Here is a 15,009-nt window from a genome sequence, read left to right on the forward strand (position 1 = left end):
GCCGCGTCGCACCGGGGGGCCGGGGGTGCGTATGGTTAATTCTAAGGCCCGGGTCCTGGCGCCCGGACCGGGTGGCGATATGGCGCAGGCGGGCCACTGCTGTCCCCCGCCTGCGCCGAGCGCTCGGCGTCGTCGCTGCGGGGAGGCTGCGCCGTTACCGCAGAACGCTGGTGACCGCGGCGGCAGCACGTGTCGGCCGCGGATGCGGCGGACGGTCGTGGTGGCGTGCCGGACGGTTCATGACACTCATTCAAACCCGTTGGCGGCAACGGGACAAGCACGGCCCACCCGCTCTGATGAAACCCTGACGGCCTGCTCAGAACCGGAACCGAACCGCCAGGAGATCGATCAGTTCCGAGCCACGGAACGGCAGGATCGGCCGCCGGGGCCCGTCAGCTCCGGCCCGACCGGACCCACGCGGGTGGCGCCGCCGGCGGCAGGTGCCACAGCCGGCGACGGCGCATCGCCCGCAGATCGCCCAGCAACTCGGGTGCGGGCACCACGAGGACCGGGCAACGGGCCTGCCTGGCGCAGTGGGTGGCCACCGAGTGGCGCAGACCGCGGCCCAGCCAACTCGTGGCGCCCGCGCCGACCACCAGGAGGTCGTCTCCCCGGCAGGCGTGCCCCAGGAGGACCTCTGCGGCGTCGCCGCGGACAGCCAGGCCGCGCAACGGCACCGGAGCGGGGGCGTGGCCGAACGCCTCGTCGAGCGCCGTGCCCAAGCGGGCAACGGCGGCGGCGCGCCACGACTCGAGCAGCGGCGGGCAGGGCGCGCGGCGGTAGGCGTACTCCCCTCCGACCGGCTCCCAGGCCAGCACTGCCTGCACCTCGCTGTCCGTCTCGCGGGCCAGGGCGACCGCCCGGTGCAGCGCCGCGATGCTGCCCAGCGAACCGCTCACCCCGACCACGATCCGCCGTTCCCGCACCGCGTCACTCGTGCCCTCGTCCATCCCCGTCCGTCCTCGAGTCCTCACCAGCCCCTCCACCCAACCCCTGTCCGCGGTCGGCGCTACCGGTGTTGACGGAGCTCTGACGGCGGCCAGGGCGTTTCGAACAGGCTTTTGACGCCGGCCGGGGAAACGCTTCCGCAAGAGCTCAGGGCCCCTGTCCGTGAGGCGGACAACGGGGGAGACTGGAGACCGGTCGACGACGGGAGGCTGAGCGGCGATGGCTGTCGGGATGGCGCTGTTCCTGGCCTTCGGTGGGCTGGTCGCCTGCCTGGCCGGCGTCGCCGGGCTCGGTGAGATCCGCCGGCTCCACCGGGTCGGCGTCAGCGCACTGGCGCTGGTGCGGTACCGGGCGCCCGGTCGGGAGGACGGTTCGGCGGTGTCGCCACCACTCCTGGAGTTCACCACCCGCGGCATGCAGGTGGTCGAGGTGTTCTCCCCGGTTCCGTCCAGCCGCGCGCTGCCGCTGGAGCAGGGCAGCCGGGTCCGGCTGCGCTACGACCCGGCCGATCCGGGCCGGGTGCTGCTGGTCGGGCGGGAGCGGCGCCACCTGGAGTACGCCTTCGTCCTGCTGGGCGCGGCCGCCGTGCTGGGCGCGGTCGTGGTGATCGCCGTCGGGGCGTAGGAGCGGCCGCAGCCGTCAGGCCTCGCAGCGCCGGCGACCCGCCACCGCCCCCGTGGGCGGCGTCACAGTCCGGACGACCTGAAGACCGCCCGGGCCTGCTCGCCGGAGAGCCGGGCACCCAGCTCCGCCAGCACGTCCGCGCCGCTGCGCAGCGTGCCCCGCTCCTGCGCACGGCGGGCGTCCGACTCCAGCCGGTGCCAGAGCAGCGGGTTGGCGGCGAGGACGCGGAGGTCCACCTCCGCCCAGTGGCCGTGGACGTCGTGCAGGATCAGGTGGACGGCGATGCTGCCGGACACCCGGGCGGTCACCAGGGCGTCGGTGTGCACCACGCGCCGCCCCACGAGTCCGCGCACCTCGAGCCGTCCCTCGCCGACCACGACGCGGGCCGGCCGGGCGACCGCGTACACCGCGCCGCCCAACAGCAACCAGACCGCAGCCCGCAACAGGGTCAACTCGCCGCTGCCCCAGTCCAGCAGGAGCGCCGCAGCCGGCAGCAGCACCGCGCCGACCGCCGCCGACCGGGCCGCCCCGCTCCAGTGCCGGTCGGCGACGACCGCCACCGCCCGGCCGGAGTCTCCCGGCCCGCTCCCGTGCGCCACGGCGGACCGTGCGAATCGCCAACCTCCCATGGGGCCGACGGTAGGTGCGCCCGGACGCTGCTGTCCCTGTCCCCGACACCGTGCGGTCGATCCTTAGCGCATTCCTGACGCGCGGCCTGCGTCAGGCGGCTCGACCGGCCACTCGCAGCACCCCGTCGCTCACTTGAGGCCGCTCCAGTCGGCCTCGAACGCCCAGAGGCGGGCCTGGTCGCCCAGCAGCTCACGGCCCAGGTGGTACTCGCCGCCCAGCAGCGCGACGAGGAAGTCCGCCGCGCTGCCGGGGAAGAGGTCCCAGTGCCCGAGGTCCTGGATCCAGACGACCACCGGCCAGCGGTCCGGATCCGGGTCGGCGGTGAGCCAGAACAGGTAGTTGCCCCGGACGTCGCCGCCCCAGGCCAGCAAGCCGCCGGGAGCCGGGAACAGGTCGAACGGCAGCCGGGCGGCGGTCGGCGCGGAGCGCGACGTCCCGTGGACCGGACCGGCCTGGCCGGACGCGTCCTCCGTGTAGGCGAGGAAGGCCTCGAAGCCCCCGTTGTCCAGCCGCGGGCTCCAGATCCGCAGGTCGGACCTGATGCTGATCGACCCGTAGGTGTCCACCAGCCACCGGTAGTCCGCCGGGAAGCGCAGCCCGTCCGGACCGGACGCGCACCGGTCCCACGGCACCGGCACGGGCCTGCGGTCCGGTCCGCCCAGGATCTCGCCGAGCCGCTCCACCACGGTACCCACCCGTCCCTCACCGCCCGAGAGCACGACGACGGGGCGCGCCGGCTTCCGACGGCGCGCCCGTACCCATCACCTGGCCGCCGGTGTCGGACCCGGGAGTGCTCCCCCGGGCCTGGCCGAGACCGTCGGCGCGGCTCCACCCTGCCCCGCGGACCGCGGGGCGGGGCGGCTCCAGCGACGACACTACGGGCGACGGGCGGTCTCCCGCCGTTCCCTGACGATCCCTTGACGCCGTCGGCGCTCCTCCTGACGCATCGCTGACTGCCGGACCCCGAACCGGCCGACCCCGCGGACGCGCTGCGCCGCTACGACGCGCTCCTCACGCTCCACCGGCCGGCGTCTCAGGTGCGCAGCCGCAGTCGGCAGACGACCGCGTCCGTGTGCCGGCGCACGGCGCGGTCGATGACGGCGCCGCGCTGGTTCTGCAGCGCCCGCTGCCAGATCCGGCGCGGCTCGGTCTCGGGGATCAGGACGGTGATCCGGTCGTAGGCGCGTGCTGCGGCGAGCTCGTTGACGTGGGCGGCGATGGGTCGGCCGAGCCGGCGGTGGGCGTCCGGGACCTCGACCAGGGCCACGCCCGGGGACCAGAGTTCCCAGTCGCGGCGCAGGGCCTCGGCGGTCGAGCGGTCCTCGGCGTCCGGGCTGGTGTGCACGACGGTCACCGCCTGCACCTCGTCGCCGAGGGACAGGGCGGCGGAGAGGGCCTCGCGGGTGAGCTTGGTGAGGGCGTGCACGGGGACGACGACCAGCGAGCGCTGCGGGGTGAGCGGGCCGGGGATCCGGCCGAGTTCCAGACGCTCGCCGATCCGGCCGTAGGCGCGGCGGATCCGCTCGAACAGGAGCACCAGCAGCGGCAGCGCCAGGCAGACGGCCCAGGCGCCCTCGGTGAACTTGGTGCCGGTCACCACCAGGGTGGCGGTGCCGGTGAGCAGGGCGCCGAAGCCGTTGAGCAGGGCCTTGCCCCGCCACCGCGGTCCGCGCTCCTGCCGCCAGTGCCGGACCATGCCGACCTGGCAGATGGTGAAGCCGACGAAGACGCCGATCGCGAACAGCGGGACCAGGCTGTTCACGTCCCCGCCGGACGCCACCAGCAGCCCGGCCGAGACCACCGCGAGGAAGAGCACGCCGTGCCGGTGCACCTGGCGGTCCGCCCGCAGCGCGAACACGTGCGGCAGGTGGTGGTCCCGGGCCAGCAGGTGCATCAGTACCGGCAGGCCGCCGAAGGAGGTGTTGGCCGCCAGCGCCAGCAGGACCACGGTGGCGCACTGCACCACGTAGAAGCCGAATCCGTGGCCGAGCGAGGCGTCCGCCAACTGCGCCAGCACCGTCACCCCCTCGACCGGCCGGAGGTGGAAGCGGCCGATCAGCACCGCCAGCCCGATCAGCATCACGCCGAGCAGTCCGCCCAGGGCGACCTCGGTGCGCTGCGCCCGCCGGACGCCGGGCGTGCGGAAGGACGGCACCGCGTTGGCGATCGCCTCCACGCCGGTCAACGCCGAGCAGCCGGAGGCGAACGCCTTGAGCAGCAGGAGCGCGCCGACGGTCGTGGCGTTGCCCGCCAGGGCGGAGGCGTGGCCGGCGGCGGCCTGGGTGGAGGCGGGGGCGTCGCGGCAGAGGCCGACCACGACGATCGCCAGGATCGACAGCACGAACACGGCCGTGGGAGCCATGAACCACCGCGCCGATTCGGCGATGCCGCGCAGGTTCACCGCGGTCACCAGTGCCAGCACGCCGAGGCAGAGCCAGACCCGGTCGGCGTACAGGCCGGGAAAGGCGGAGGTGAGGGCCGCCACGCCGGCGGTGACCGACACGGCGACGTTCAGCACGTAGTCGATCACCAGCGAGGCCGCAGCCGTCAGCGCGGTCCGCCGCCCCAGGTGGGCCTTGGCGACCGCGTACGAGCCGCCGCCGTCCGGGAAGGCCGCGATCACCTGCCGGTACGAGGCGGTGAGCACCGCCAGCAGGACCGCGATCGCCACCGTCACCGGCACGGTGAACCCGAGCCCGTAGGAGCCGGCGGCGGCCAGCACCAGCACGATCGACTCGGGGCCGTACGCCACCGATGCCATCGCGTCCAACGACAGCGCGGCGAGCCCGCCCAGCGCCGTCAACCGGTGCCGCTCCTCGGGCCCGCCGGTATGCGGGGGTTCTTCCGCCGCGGCCGCCACCGCCGCGCTCTGCTGCCTGCCGACGTTCGCCATGCTCGTCCAGTTCTCCGTGCCTCGGGTGCGCTCCGATCCTGAGGGACCGTCGGACGGACACTCTGCCGGACATACGGAACGCTGACGCGCCCGACCGCGACGCTGACGAGATCTTGACGCCCGTCGGGGCCACCGCACGGCAACGGCCCGGGCGGTGTCGATCTCCCGCAAATGCGAACACGTATTCGATTACACTGAACTCGTGACCACCCTCGCGTTCTTCCGCCCTCCCCACCCCTGCTCCCCGTCCCGCGCCGGGGACGCCGTGGCGGCCCCGGCCGAGCTGCTGAGCGGGCCGGGTCGCAGCTGGGACGCGGAACCCCGGTGGCGGTGGGTCGAGATCCGGCTCGGCGGTGAGTGGCGGGCGGGCCAGGTGCAGCGGTGGCGCCTGCACCAGGGGTCCGTGCGCTGGGTGGCCCTGGTGCGCTGGGGCCCACGCCCGCTGGACCGGGGCTGGTACCTCTGCAGTCCGGACACCGTCCGCCAGGTCCCGGCACCGGCCGCCGCACCGGACCGGGCGACCTGGTGAACGACCTGGTGAACGGGGACAGCACCGGTGCCGCCGCCGACCTCGCCGATGCGCTGCAGGGCTTCGCCGACCTGGCCGCGGGGCCCGGCGCGCGGGCCGAGGTCCGGGTGACCGTCGGTACCCCGCACGACCTGCGCACGGTGCAGCTACCGGCGAACCTCGCGGACTGGATCACCGAGCTGGTCCGCGAGGAGACCCGGGCGCTGAAGGACGTCCCCGACGCCGACGGCCCCTACGACGGCTGAGCGTGCGTGCTCAGCCGCGCCGCTCGGCGCGCAGCAGCAGCATGCCGCTGTCGCCGTAGTCGGGCAGCGTCGGGTCGCTGTCGATGCGGGTGATCCGCAGGCCGTCGGTGAGGGGTGCGAACACCTCGCGCACGGCGGCCCGGTCGACCGGGCAGCCGGGCCACTCGGGGCCCTCGCCCAGTCGGTAGCTGGGCATGTTCTCCATGAACGCGGCGAGCAGCAGCCCGCCGGGCCGGACCGAGGCCGCGAACCGACGGCAGATGTCGGCGAACTCGTCGAACGCCTCGGTGACGCTCTCGGCCACGAAGCTCATCGAGGCCAGGCCGTAGCGGCCCGCCGGCAGGTCCCGCAGGTCGGCGTGCACCACCCGGACCCCGGCCAGCGCCTCGGCGGGGGTCGGCGGCAGGTCCGGGTTCAGCGTGCGGCACAGGTCGTAGAAGGCCCGCCAACTCTCGTCCGGGCCGCGGGCGAGCTGGTCGCGCAGGTAGGCGATGCCGGACGCGCTCGTCTCGACGGCGTCGATCCGCCGGCTCGCGGCACCGGCCAGCAGCAGCGGGTACAGGTTCGGGCCGCTCCCCACCTCCAGCGAGCGGTCGACGCTGCCCGCCGCCAACGCGCGGTACGCGGCGCTGTGGTGGCGGATGACGGCGGCGTCCGCGGGGTGCAGCTCGCGGTAGTTCTCCGCCAGGTAGGCCTGCACCGGCCAGCGGTCCCAGTCCGCGTCGCGGTTGCGCCGCGGGCGGCGCACGCCGGTGTTCATCCGGCGGCCCGGGCCTTCGGGCCGCCGGCCGGCACCCGTTCGGCGTCCCGCACGCCCGGTACGTACAGGAAGACCAGGGTGGCGGCGGCGCCGATCACACCCGCGCCGATCAGGGTGGTGCGCGGGCCGATCGCCGCCGCGACCGGCGCGGTCAGTGCGTAGGAGACCGGGATCAGCGAGATCGTCACGAACCAGTCGACGCTGGACACCCGGCCCAGCAGGGCACCGGGCACCAGCCGCTGCTTCATGGTGGCCCAGGCCACCAGCCCGCCGGTCTCGAGGCCGTTGACCATGGCGCTCGCCACGGCCAGCTGCCAGATGCGGGTGGCCAGGCCGTAGCCGGCGACCGCGAGGGTGGCGAGGGTCCAGGTGCAGTACATGAAGGTGACGAAGCGCCGCGGCAGGCCGCGTCGACCCACCAGCACGGCGGCCAGCACGGCGCTCACCCCGCCGCTGGCCAGCACGAGCGCGTAGTCGGTGGCCGACCCGTGCAGCAGTTGCTTCACCACGTACGGCAGCAGCACCTCGGTGGGGCCGAGGAAGAGCAGGTAGGCGAGGGCGGACGCGACGAGGGTGGCCCAGAGCCAGGCGTTGCGGCGCACGAAATCGGCGCCCACCCGCAGGTCGGCCCAGCGCGAGGGCCGCTCCCGGCCCGCCGGGCCCGTCTCCTGCCGGGGCGGCAGCGGGTGCAGGGCCAGCAGGCAGCCGGCCGAGACGGCGAAGGTGAACGCGTCGAAGGCGAACGCCGTGCCGGCGCCGCCCGCGGCCACCAGGACGCCGCCCAGCAGGGTGCCGCCGAGTTGCACGGCCGCCGGCCGGACCAACTGGTCCAGGGCGTTGGTGGCGACCAGCTCCCGGGCGGGGACCAGGTTCGGCAGGGTCGACTCGTAGGCGGGCGGGAAGAAGCCCGAGGCACTGCCGTACACCGCCGCGAGCACGATCAGGTGCCCCAGCCGGACGGCTCCGGCGAAGGCCAGCGCAGCCATCACGACCAGGCAGGCGCCCCGGACCAGTTCGCTGACCAGCATGATCAACCGCCGGTCGGCGCGGTCGCTGACGACACCGCCGAGCAGCAGCAGCAGGACCTGCGGCACGGCCAATGCGACACTGACGGCGGCCATGCCGCCGGGCGAGCCGGTGAGCGAGTAGACCTGCCAGGCCAGTGCCACCAGCAGCACGCCATCGCCGAGCAGCGAGCAGCTCATCCCCAGCCACAGGATGCGGAAGTCGCGGTACCGCAGGGGTGCCAGCAGCCGCGGACCGGCGGCCCGTGCGGGACCGCCCGAGCGCGCCTGCTCCGTGCCGCCGGGTGTGGTCATGCCCGGTCACATCTCCGGCCGCAGCTGGAACCGCGCGGACAGCGTGGTCAGCACCTCGGTCAGCGTGGTGATCTCCTCGTCGGTGTTGGCAGCGGTCACCTGGATCCGGAAGCCCACCCGGTCGCGCGGGACGAGCGGATAGGCGGCCAGGGTGACGTAGATGCCGCTCTCCCACAGGAAGCGGCCCACCGCGTCCAGGTCGGTCGAGCGCGCCAGCGGGACCTCGACGATGGGCAGCCCGCTGGTGTTCGGGGTGTGCACGCCGAGCCCGGCCAGGTGGCTGAGCACGCGGGCGGTCTTGCGGGCCAGGTCGGCGCGGATGGCGTCGCCGCGCCGGTCGTTGACCTCCATGCCGCTGAGCACGGTGGCCAGCGAGGCGGTCGGCGACGGGCCGGAGTACAGGTACGGGGCGGCGGCGACCTTGAGGTGCTCCTTCAGCCAGGTGGGCAGGGCGAGGAAGGCCAGCAGCGAGGAGTACGCCTTGGAGAAGCCGCCGACCAGCACGATGTCGTCGTAGCTCTCGCCGAGGTGGCGCACGATGCTGTTGCCGCGCAGGCCGTACGGGCTGCGGCCGGCCGGGTCCGCCTCGCCGATCACGCCGAAGCCGTGGGCGTCGTCGACGTAGAGCAGCGCGCCGTGGCGGCGGCAGACCTCGGCCAGCAGGGGCAGGTCGGCGAGGTTGCCGGTCATGCTGTTGACGCCGTCGATGCAGACCATCCGGGACTGGGTGGGCGGGGTGGCCCGCAACTGCCGCTCCACCTCCTCCAGGTCGCTGGTCCGGCAGCGGCTCACCGAGGCGCCCTGGCTGCGCGCGACCATGCAGCCGTCGTACACGGTGCGGTGGGCCTCCTTGTCGACCAGGATCCGGCCGGTGCCGGCCAGCACCGGGATGACCGAGGCGTGGATCAGGGTGATGGTCGGCAGGACCAGCGAGTCCGGTGCGCCCAGCAGCGCGGTGAGCCGCTCCTCGATCTGCGGGTAGAGGCTGGGGCTGCCGAGCAGGCGCGACCAGCTCGGGTGGGTGCCCCAGCGGCGGACCTGGGGCTCGATCGAGTCCATGATCTCGGGTTCGAGGTCGAAGCCGAGGTAGTTGCAGGAGGCGAAGTCCGCGAGCCAGTGGTCGCCGCAGCGGATCCGACGGCCGCGGATCTCGTCGATCACCGCGTCGGACATCGGGTTGGCCTGCCGCAGCCGTTCGAGGTCGCCCCAGCGGGGATCTCGTCGCACGGTGCTGCGGGCGTGGGACACGTCGGCCATGTCGGCCTCCTCTCCCGCGGGCGCGGGCTGCGTCGGCGTTGCTGGTCCCCGAGAAGCTGCGGATGGGTGCGGGGCCGAGCCGGCGGTCCGGCCGGCGGCCGTGGCGTCGGATCCGGCGCCACGGGCAGGTGCGGCCCGGCCGGCGGGTCCGGCGCTGCCGGCGGATGCGGCCCGGGCGCCGACCAGCCGGTGCTCGGAGACGTCGGGGTCGCGCACCAGGTTCGCGCAGGCCTCCGCCGTGACCGGCTTGGAGAACAGGAACCCCTGCCCGTACTGGCAGCCCATCCGGGCCAGCAGGTCCTGCTGGCGGACGTCCTCGATGCCCTCGGCGATCACCAGCAGGCCCAGCGTCCGGGCGATCCCCACGATGCCCTCGACCAGCGCGACCTGCTGCGCGTCGACCGCGATGCCGTCGATGAACGACTTGTCGACCTTCAGCACGTCGATCGGGAAGTCGCGCAGGTAGCCGAGCGAGGAGAACCCGGTCCCGAAGTCGTCGATGGCGACCCGGACGCCGAGGTCCTTGAGCCTGCGCATGTCGGCCCTGGCCTGCTCGTTGCGGCGCATCAGGACGCTCTCGGTCAGTTCCAGCACCAGCGAGCCGGGGCGCAGGCCGGACTCGTCCAGGACCCGGCTGACCTCGTCGACGAACGCGGGGTCCCGGAACTGGCGCGCGGAGACGTTCACGTTGACGGCCATCGGGACGTCGGACCACTGGCCGCGCTGCCAGCGGGCCGCGTCCTCGGCGGCCTGGCGCAGCACCCAGGCGCCCAGCGGCTTGATGTGGCCGGTCTCCTCGGCCAGCGCGATGAACCGCTCGGGCAGCACCAAGCCCTGCCGGGCGTGCGGCCACCTGGCCAGCGCCTCCGCCCCGGTGATCCGGCCGGTCGCCAGGTCCACGATCGGCTGGTAGAGCAGCGTGAACGCCTCGTTGGCGATCGCCTCGTCCAGGCTCATCCGCAGTTCGTGACGCTCGATCATGGCGGTCTGCAGCCAGGGCTGGTAGCGGCGCCAGGCATGCTTGCCGGCGGCCTTCGCCCGGTACAGGGCGAGGTCGGCGTGGCCGATCAGCTCCTCCCCGTCGGAGCTGTCCAGCCCGCTGCCGATGCCCACGCTGGCCGACACGCTGACCGGCTCGCCGTCCAGGACGAAGGGGCGGCTGAACGCGCGGACCAGCTCCTCGGCCCGGGCCTGTGCCTCGTCCATCCCCGAGAGGTGCTCGGAGAGCACGACGAACTCGTCGCCGCCGATCCGCGCCAGGGTGTCGCCGCTCGGCAGCATCCGGGACAGTCGACGGGCCACCCTGCTCAGCAGTTCGTCGCCCTTGGTGTGGCCCATGGTGTCGTTGACGACCTTGAAGTCGTCCAGGTCGATGAAGAAGACGCAGACCACCCCGTCGGCGTCGCCCGCGCGCTCGGCCAGGGCCTCCTCGACCCGGTGCAGCAGGAGCAGCCGGTTGGGCAGGCCGGTCAACGCGTCGTGGAAGGCGCGGTGGGTGAGTTCGCGCTCCAGCTGGCGCTGCTCGGTCATGTCGCGCAGGGTCAGCACCAGCCCGTGCACGCTCGGGTCCTGGCGCAGGTTGCTGCACCTGACCTCGAGCTCCAGCGTCCGCCCGTCGGTGTGCACCAGGCGCCAGTTCTCCGCCTCCGCCTCCTGCCCCCGGCCGTTGCGGCGCATCGCGGCCAGCGCCCGGGCCGCCTGCCGCGAGTCGGCCGGGTGGACCACCTCGGGCAGTGCGGGCTTCCCGTCCAGCGCCCCGGCGCCGAACACGGCCGCCGCCGAGGGGCTGGCGTACCGGATCGTGTCGTCGTCGTCGAGGATCAGGATCACGTCGGACGCGTTGTGGACGAGGGTGCGGAAGTAGGCCTCGCTGTCGCGGCGGGTGATCTCCTCCACCAGCGAGACCCGGGAGACCGTGAGGGCCGCCTGGGCGGCCAGGCCCTCCAGCACCTCCCGCAGCTCGACCAGGCTGCGCCGGCGGCCGGCGACCAGCAGGACGCCGATCAGTGCCTCGTCGGGCGGCAGGTCCTTGAGCACGAGCGGGCAGAGCAGGACCTGCTCGGGGCCCGGCCGGCCGGCCCGGGGCTCGGCGATCCCCAGCTCCGCCGTGCGCGCCAGCCGGCTGCCGTCCGGCGCCAGCGAGCGCAGCCAGTCGCCGCCGAGTTCGGCCGCCGAGCCGATCGGCCCGGCCCCACGGACGGCGACCGGGCGCAGCGCCCGGCGGTCGCCCAGGGCCAGCACCGCCTCGTGCCGCTCCCCCGCGGTGAACAGGCTGGTCACCGTGGTGCGCACGGTCCGGGCGATCTCCTCGACCCGCACGGCCGCGACCAGTGACGCCGCCGAGGTGCGCAGCGCCCGCTCGCGGGTGACCGCGCGCCGGTGGATGCCGACCAGGGTGGCCAGCCGGGCCAGCACCAGCAGGAACAGCACGGTCGAGAAGACCGCGATCACCCCGCCGTCGGTCACGTCCCCCTGCAGCGCCTGGTAGAGCAGCACGCCGGGGGCGATCAGCGAGGCGAGGGCGAGGACGGCGACCCGGCGGCCGGGGATGCCGCCGCGGCGCGGCGGCACCGGTTCGGTGAGCCCCACCATGGTCGGGTGCAGGGCGGACAGGCCCCAGGCCGCGTAGAAGACCACCCAGCCCAGGTCCTGCGGCGTGCCGACCTGCCAGGTGTTGTTGATCTGCCCCAGCCCGTACAGCACGTCGGAGACGAGGATGCCGAGGGTGCCCACCGTGAGCAGCTTGACCGAGGGGCTCCGCACGTGGCCGATGGCGATCAGCCGGGCCAGCATGGCCAGCATCAGCACGTCGCCCAGCGGGTAGGCGATGGAGATCGCCTTCTGGATCCAGGTGGCACCGTCCTGGGAGGTGTTCGGCTCGATCAGGTAGATCCAGGCGAGCAGCGCCATCCCGCTGGTCAGGGTCAGCGCGTCCAGCAGCGCGCCCCAGTCGCGCTCCACCGACCGGCAGCGGATGAAGACCACCAGTCCGGCCGCGAAGAGCGGGTAGGTCACCAGGTAGAAGACGTCCGCGAGGGAGGGGAACGGGTTCGGCTCGCCGGTCACCGCCTTGATCACGTTGTACGTCGTGTCGCCGATGGTGAACGCGAAGTTGGCGATGGCGAGCAGTACCCACGGTAACCGGCGCGAGGGCCGGTGCAGGCGCACGCCGATGAGGATGGCGGCGCTGCTCGCGAGCCCGATCGCCGCCCAGGTCACGGTGTGCCAACCGGGCCTGAGCAGGTAGCAGGCGGTGAACGCCGCCCACCAGACGACGAACACGCTCATCAGGCGCCGCACGCGTGTCAAGGGAACCGCCCTCCGTGACCAACGGATGGTCCACCCCCCTGAATCCAGTACACCCCCTGGATCAAGCTGCGTCGCGCCGTGGCGGGACGGCGCCGTCAGGCTGGCGGCCGCGCACTGGGCACCGACGGGCGGCCCCCGATCGCCGGGCGGCCGCCGGACGACGGTCCGACGGCCCTTCAGGAGGTGGTGCCCGGTGCACCGCTGCGCGCTCGGCGCGCGGGTCGGTCAGCGGGCGGCCGCGTCGGTCCGGTAGGGCGCGAAGTCGGCGTTGGACTTGCAGCCGAGGTTCTCGAAGGTGCTGACCTTCGTGTCCGGATCGGTGGACGTCAGGTGGTACTTGCAGGCGCCCTTGATGTACTGGCCCTCGACCCCGCCGGGGAAGTCGATCTCCTTGTTCCACAGGTACGGCGACTGGTAACCGTTCAGGCGGGCGGTGGCGTTGACGTCGATGCCGCCGGGCGCGTAGATCTCGTAGACCCAGCCCGTCTTCTCGGCGCCGTAGGTGGCGAACTTCTGCGCCACCCACATCGCGCAACTGGTGCTCAGGTGGGCGCTGTTCTGCCCGCCGCCCTTGACGATGTACTGGTCGAGGGGGATCATCTGGTCGCCGCGGGGGGTGAAGCCGGTGCGGAAGATGTCCTCCACGTTCTCCCGGGTGTCGCCGCGCCAGAGCGTGTTGACGTCGTTGCGCCACCGCCAGCGCTCGTCCGTCGCCTTGGTCGCGACCGTCTGGGCGATCTGCGGTTCGGTCGTCGTGCGCCACCAGTCCGAGGCGCGGTAGTCGACGACCGGCCCGCACGGGGTCGTCAGGTCGTCGTCGGCCGCGGCCCGCGCGGCCGGCACCGCCGGGGAGGCGGCAGCCGGGGCGACGGTGACGGTCGAGACGGCGGAGGCGAGGGAGACCGCGGCGAGTACCCGCAGAGCAGCCTTCAGCATGGTGAGAGCCCATCAGTTGATCAACATGACGGGCCCTTTATAGGCGCGCCGATCAAGGTCCGCGGGCAGCGATACGCCGGGACCACCCTGAGGAGTGGAAAGTCGTACCGATGCCCCCGCGAGAGAACCGCTGCACCCGCTGCACCCGCTGCACCCGCCCATGGTGACGCCCCGTCAGCTACTCGGTTCGCCCGTCCGAGCGGACCTCCGAGGGTCCGGGCCTCGCCTGGCCGGCTGCCGGCCGGGGCAGCCGTAAGGTCCGAGGAGGTCGGAGCGGGAATGGGGCCGGAGGATGGGGCCAATGATGGGCACAGTCGGACACACGGTCCGCGCCGTCGGGGCTCTGGCCGTCGGCTCCGTGCTCCTGGTCGGTTGTGGGACCAGCTCTCCGGCACCTCGGCCGCCCGACCGGACGGCCAGCTCGGTGCCGCAGGGCGGCGACAGCATCACGCCCGCTCCGCAACCGTCCACCGACACCGGGGCGAAACCCACCATGCCCCTGCTCCCGAGCGCATCGCCCTCCTACCCGGTCGAATGCCGTACCAGCGGGTCTCCGTCGCCGACGTCGGCGTGCACCACTGTCCCCGGCGGTGCTGCCGGGTCCCCGAGCGGCAGCTGAGTGCATCCGCTCGGCCCGGACAGCAGCGCCGCCCAGGCAGCCGGCCCGGGCGCCCTCTTCCGGGCGGTGGCCGCGCAGGCGGGGTTCCTTGCCGCGCTGATGTTCTACGCCGGGGCCGTGTACACCAACGCCTACTACTCCTACTTCCGCGTCCCCGTGCCCGGACTCGCCCTCGGCTTCCCGGACTTCGTCCTGCAGAGCCTGCACCTGGTGACCGTCCCGGTCGTCGCGGCCCTGGTGCTCGTCCTGATGACGGCGAACTGGCGCCGCCTGTTGGCCGTGCTCCCCGTCCCCGACCGGGTGGCGACGGCTGTCCGGACGACGGTCACGACGGTCGCCCGGTGCTACCTGCTCGTGCTGGCGGCCGGGCTCGTCCTGCTCCTGTTCTGGCAGCAGATCCAACCGCACGGGTGGATCGCTCCGGTCACCCTCGCCGCCGGACTGCTCCTCGGCCAGGCCCGCGCCGCGTACCACGGCCACCGCCCGACCGGACTGCGCGAGCGGGCGGTGCCGGTCTTCGCTGCCGGTGTCCTGCTCGCCTGGGCGGCCGTCCTCTACTCGGCGCACCTCGGCAAGCAGGACGCCGAGTACGTCGCCGGCCAGGTCGTCCGCCAGCCCGGGGTGGTGCTCTACAGCACCCGGCCGCTCAGCCTGCTGGGCCGCGGGCTGCTGGCCGAGGACCTGGGCGAACGCTTCCCGTTCCGCTACCGGTACACCGGACTGCGCCTACTGATCGAGCGAGGCGGCCGCTACTACCTGCTCCCGGTCGGCTGGCAGCGGGCGACCGACTCCCTGTACGTGATCCGCGAGAACGACAACACGCGCGTCGAGCTGACGGCCGGGACCCAGCCGTAGGCACCGGCGGCCGGCCGCGGCTCGCCCCGGCCGACCTGTGGTGCCACGGGGGCGCCGCGCCGCCCGTGCCCGCGGGGCGCACCGG

12 protein-coding genes are annotated in these 15,009 nt (G+C 73.8%); 4 read left to right on the forward strand and 8 right to left on the reverse strand.

Annotation, left to right across the window (positions count from 1 at the left end; genetic code table 11):
- Positions 1-392 precede the first annotated feature (392 nt).
- A complete protein-coding gene (locus ACFW1A_RS27875) occupies positions 393-950 on the reverse strand; it encodes a universal stress protein (protein WP_380413280.1) in 558 nt (185 codons plus the stop codon).
- Between the two features lie 217 nt (positions 951-1,167).
- Between ACFW1A_RS27875 and ACFW1A_RS27880 the strand changes: the two genes are divergently transcribed.
- Positions 1,168-1,572 (forward strand): DUF3592 domain-containing protein, encoded by a 405-nt coding sequence (locus tag ACFW1A_RS27880; RefSeq protein WP_380413282.1) that lies wholly within the window; start codon positions 1,168-1,170, stop codon positions 1,570-1,572.
- 62 nt (positions 1,573-1,634) lie between these two features.
- Here the strand turns inward: ACFW1A_RS27880 and ACFW1A_RS27885 are convergent, their stop codons facing one another.
- The 3 genes from ACFW1A_RS27885 to ACFW1A_RS27895 form a co-directional block, all read right to left on the reverse strand.
- Entirely contained in the window at positions 1,635-2,201 is a 567-nt protein-coding gene (locus ACFW1A_RS27885; RefSeq protein ID WP_380413284.1) for a hypothetical protein, read from the reverse strand.
- 129 nt (positions 2,202-2,330) lie between these two features.
- Complete coding sequence (locus ACFW1A_RS27890) at positions 2,331-2,897, reverse strand: SMI1/KNR4 family protein (protein WP_380413286.1); 567 nt, start codon at positions 2,895-2,897, stop codon at positions 2,331-2,333.
- A gap of 338 nt (positions 2,898-3,235) precedes the next feature.
- A complete protein-coding gene (locus tag ACFW1A_RS27895) occupies positions 3,236-5,095 on the reverse strand; it encodes an APC family permease (RefSeq protein WP_380413288.1) in 1,860 nt (619 codons plus the stop codon).
- Between the two features lie 202 nt (positions 5,096-5,297).
- Between ACFW1A_RS27895 and ACFW1A_RS27900 the strand changes: the two genes are divergently transcribed.
- Both ACFW1A_RS27900 and ACFW1A_RS27905 read left to right on the forward strand, forming a co-directional pair.
- The gene (locus tag ACFW1A_RS27900) at positions 5,298-5,624 is read left to right on the forward strand and encodes a hypothetical protein (protein ID WP_380413290.1); all 327 of its coding nucleotides are present in this window, start codon (positions 5,298-5,300) and stop codon (positions 5,622-5,624) included.
- Positions 5,621-5,869: a hypothetical protein gene (locus tag ACFW1A_RS27905; protein WP_380413292.1), complete on the forward strand. Its 249-nt coding sequence runs from the start codon at positions 5,621-5,623 to the stop codon at positions 5,867-5,869. The genes ACFW1A_RS27900 and ACFW1A_RS27905 overlap by 4 nt, the downstream gene beginning before the upstream one ends.
- 10 nt (positions 5,870-5,879) lie before the next feature.
- Here the strand turns inward: ACFW1A_RS27905 and ACFW1A_RS27910 are convergent, their stop codons facing one another.
- The 4 genes from ACFW1A_RS27910 to ACFW1A_RS27925 all read right to left on the reverse strand — a co-directional run bounded on the left by ACFW1A_RS27910 (position 5,880) and on the right by ACFW1A_RS27925 (position 13,450).
- Complete coding sequence (locus ACFW1A_RS27910) at positions 5,880-6,629, reverse strand: class I SAM-dependent methyltransferase (protein ID WP_380413294.1); 750 nt, start codon at positions 6,627-6,629, stop codon at positions 5,880-5,882.
- The gene (locus ACFW1A_RS27915; protein ID WP_380413296.1) at positions 6,626-7,948 is read right to left on the reverse strand and encodes an MFS transporter; all 1,323 of its coding nucleotides are present in this window, start codon (positions 7,946-7,948) and stop codon (positions 6,626-6,628) included. Before ACFW1A_RS27915 ends, ACFW1A_RS27910 begins: the two co-directional genes overlap by 4 nt.
- Before the next feature lie 6 nt (positions 7,949-7,954).
- Entirely contained in the window at positions 7,955-12,505 is a 4,551-nt protein-coding gene (locus ACFW1A_RS27920) for an aminotransferase class I/II-fold pyridoxal phosphate-dependent enzyme (RefSeq protein WP_380413302.1), read from the reverse strand.
- 234 nt (positions 12,506-12,739) lie between these two features.
- Positions 12,740-13,450, reverse strand: coding sequence for a hypothetical protein (locus ACFW1A_RS27925; RefSeq protein ID WP_380413298.1), 711 nt, complete (start codon positions 13,448-13,450; stop codon positions 12,740-12,742).
- Between the two features lie 619 nt (positions 13,451-14,069).
- On the opposite strand from ACFW1A_RS27925, the gene ACFW1A_RS27930 reads away from it, so the two are divergent.
- Complete coding sequence (locus ACFW1A_RS27930) at positions 14,070-14,924, forward strand: hypothetical protein (protein ID WP_380413300.1); 855 nt, start codon at positions 14,070-14,072, stop codon at positions 14,922-14,924.
- Positions 14,925-15,009: the final 85 nt, after the last annotated feature.

Source organism: Kitasatospora sp. NPDC058965 (assembly GCF_042741245.1).
In the GTDB taxonomy this organism is placed as follows: Bacteria; Actinomycetota; Actinomycetes; order Streptomycetales; family Streptomycetaceae; genus Kitasatospora.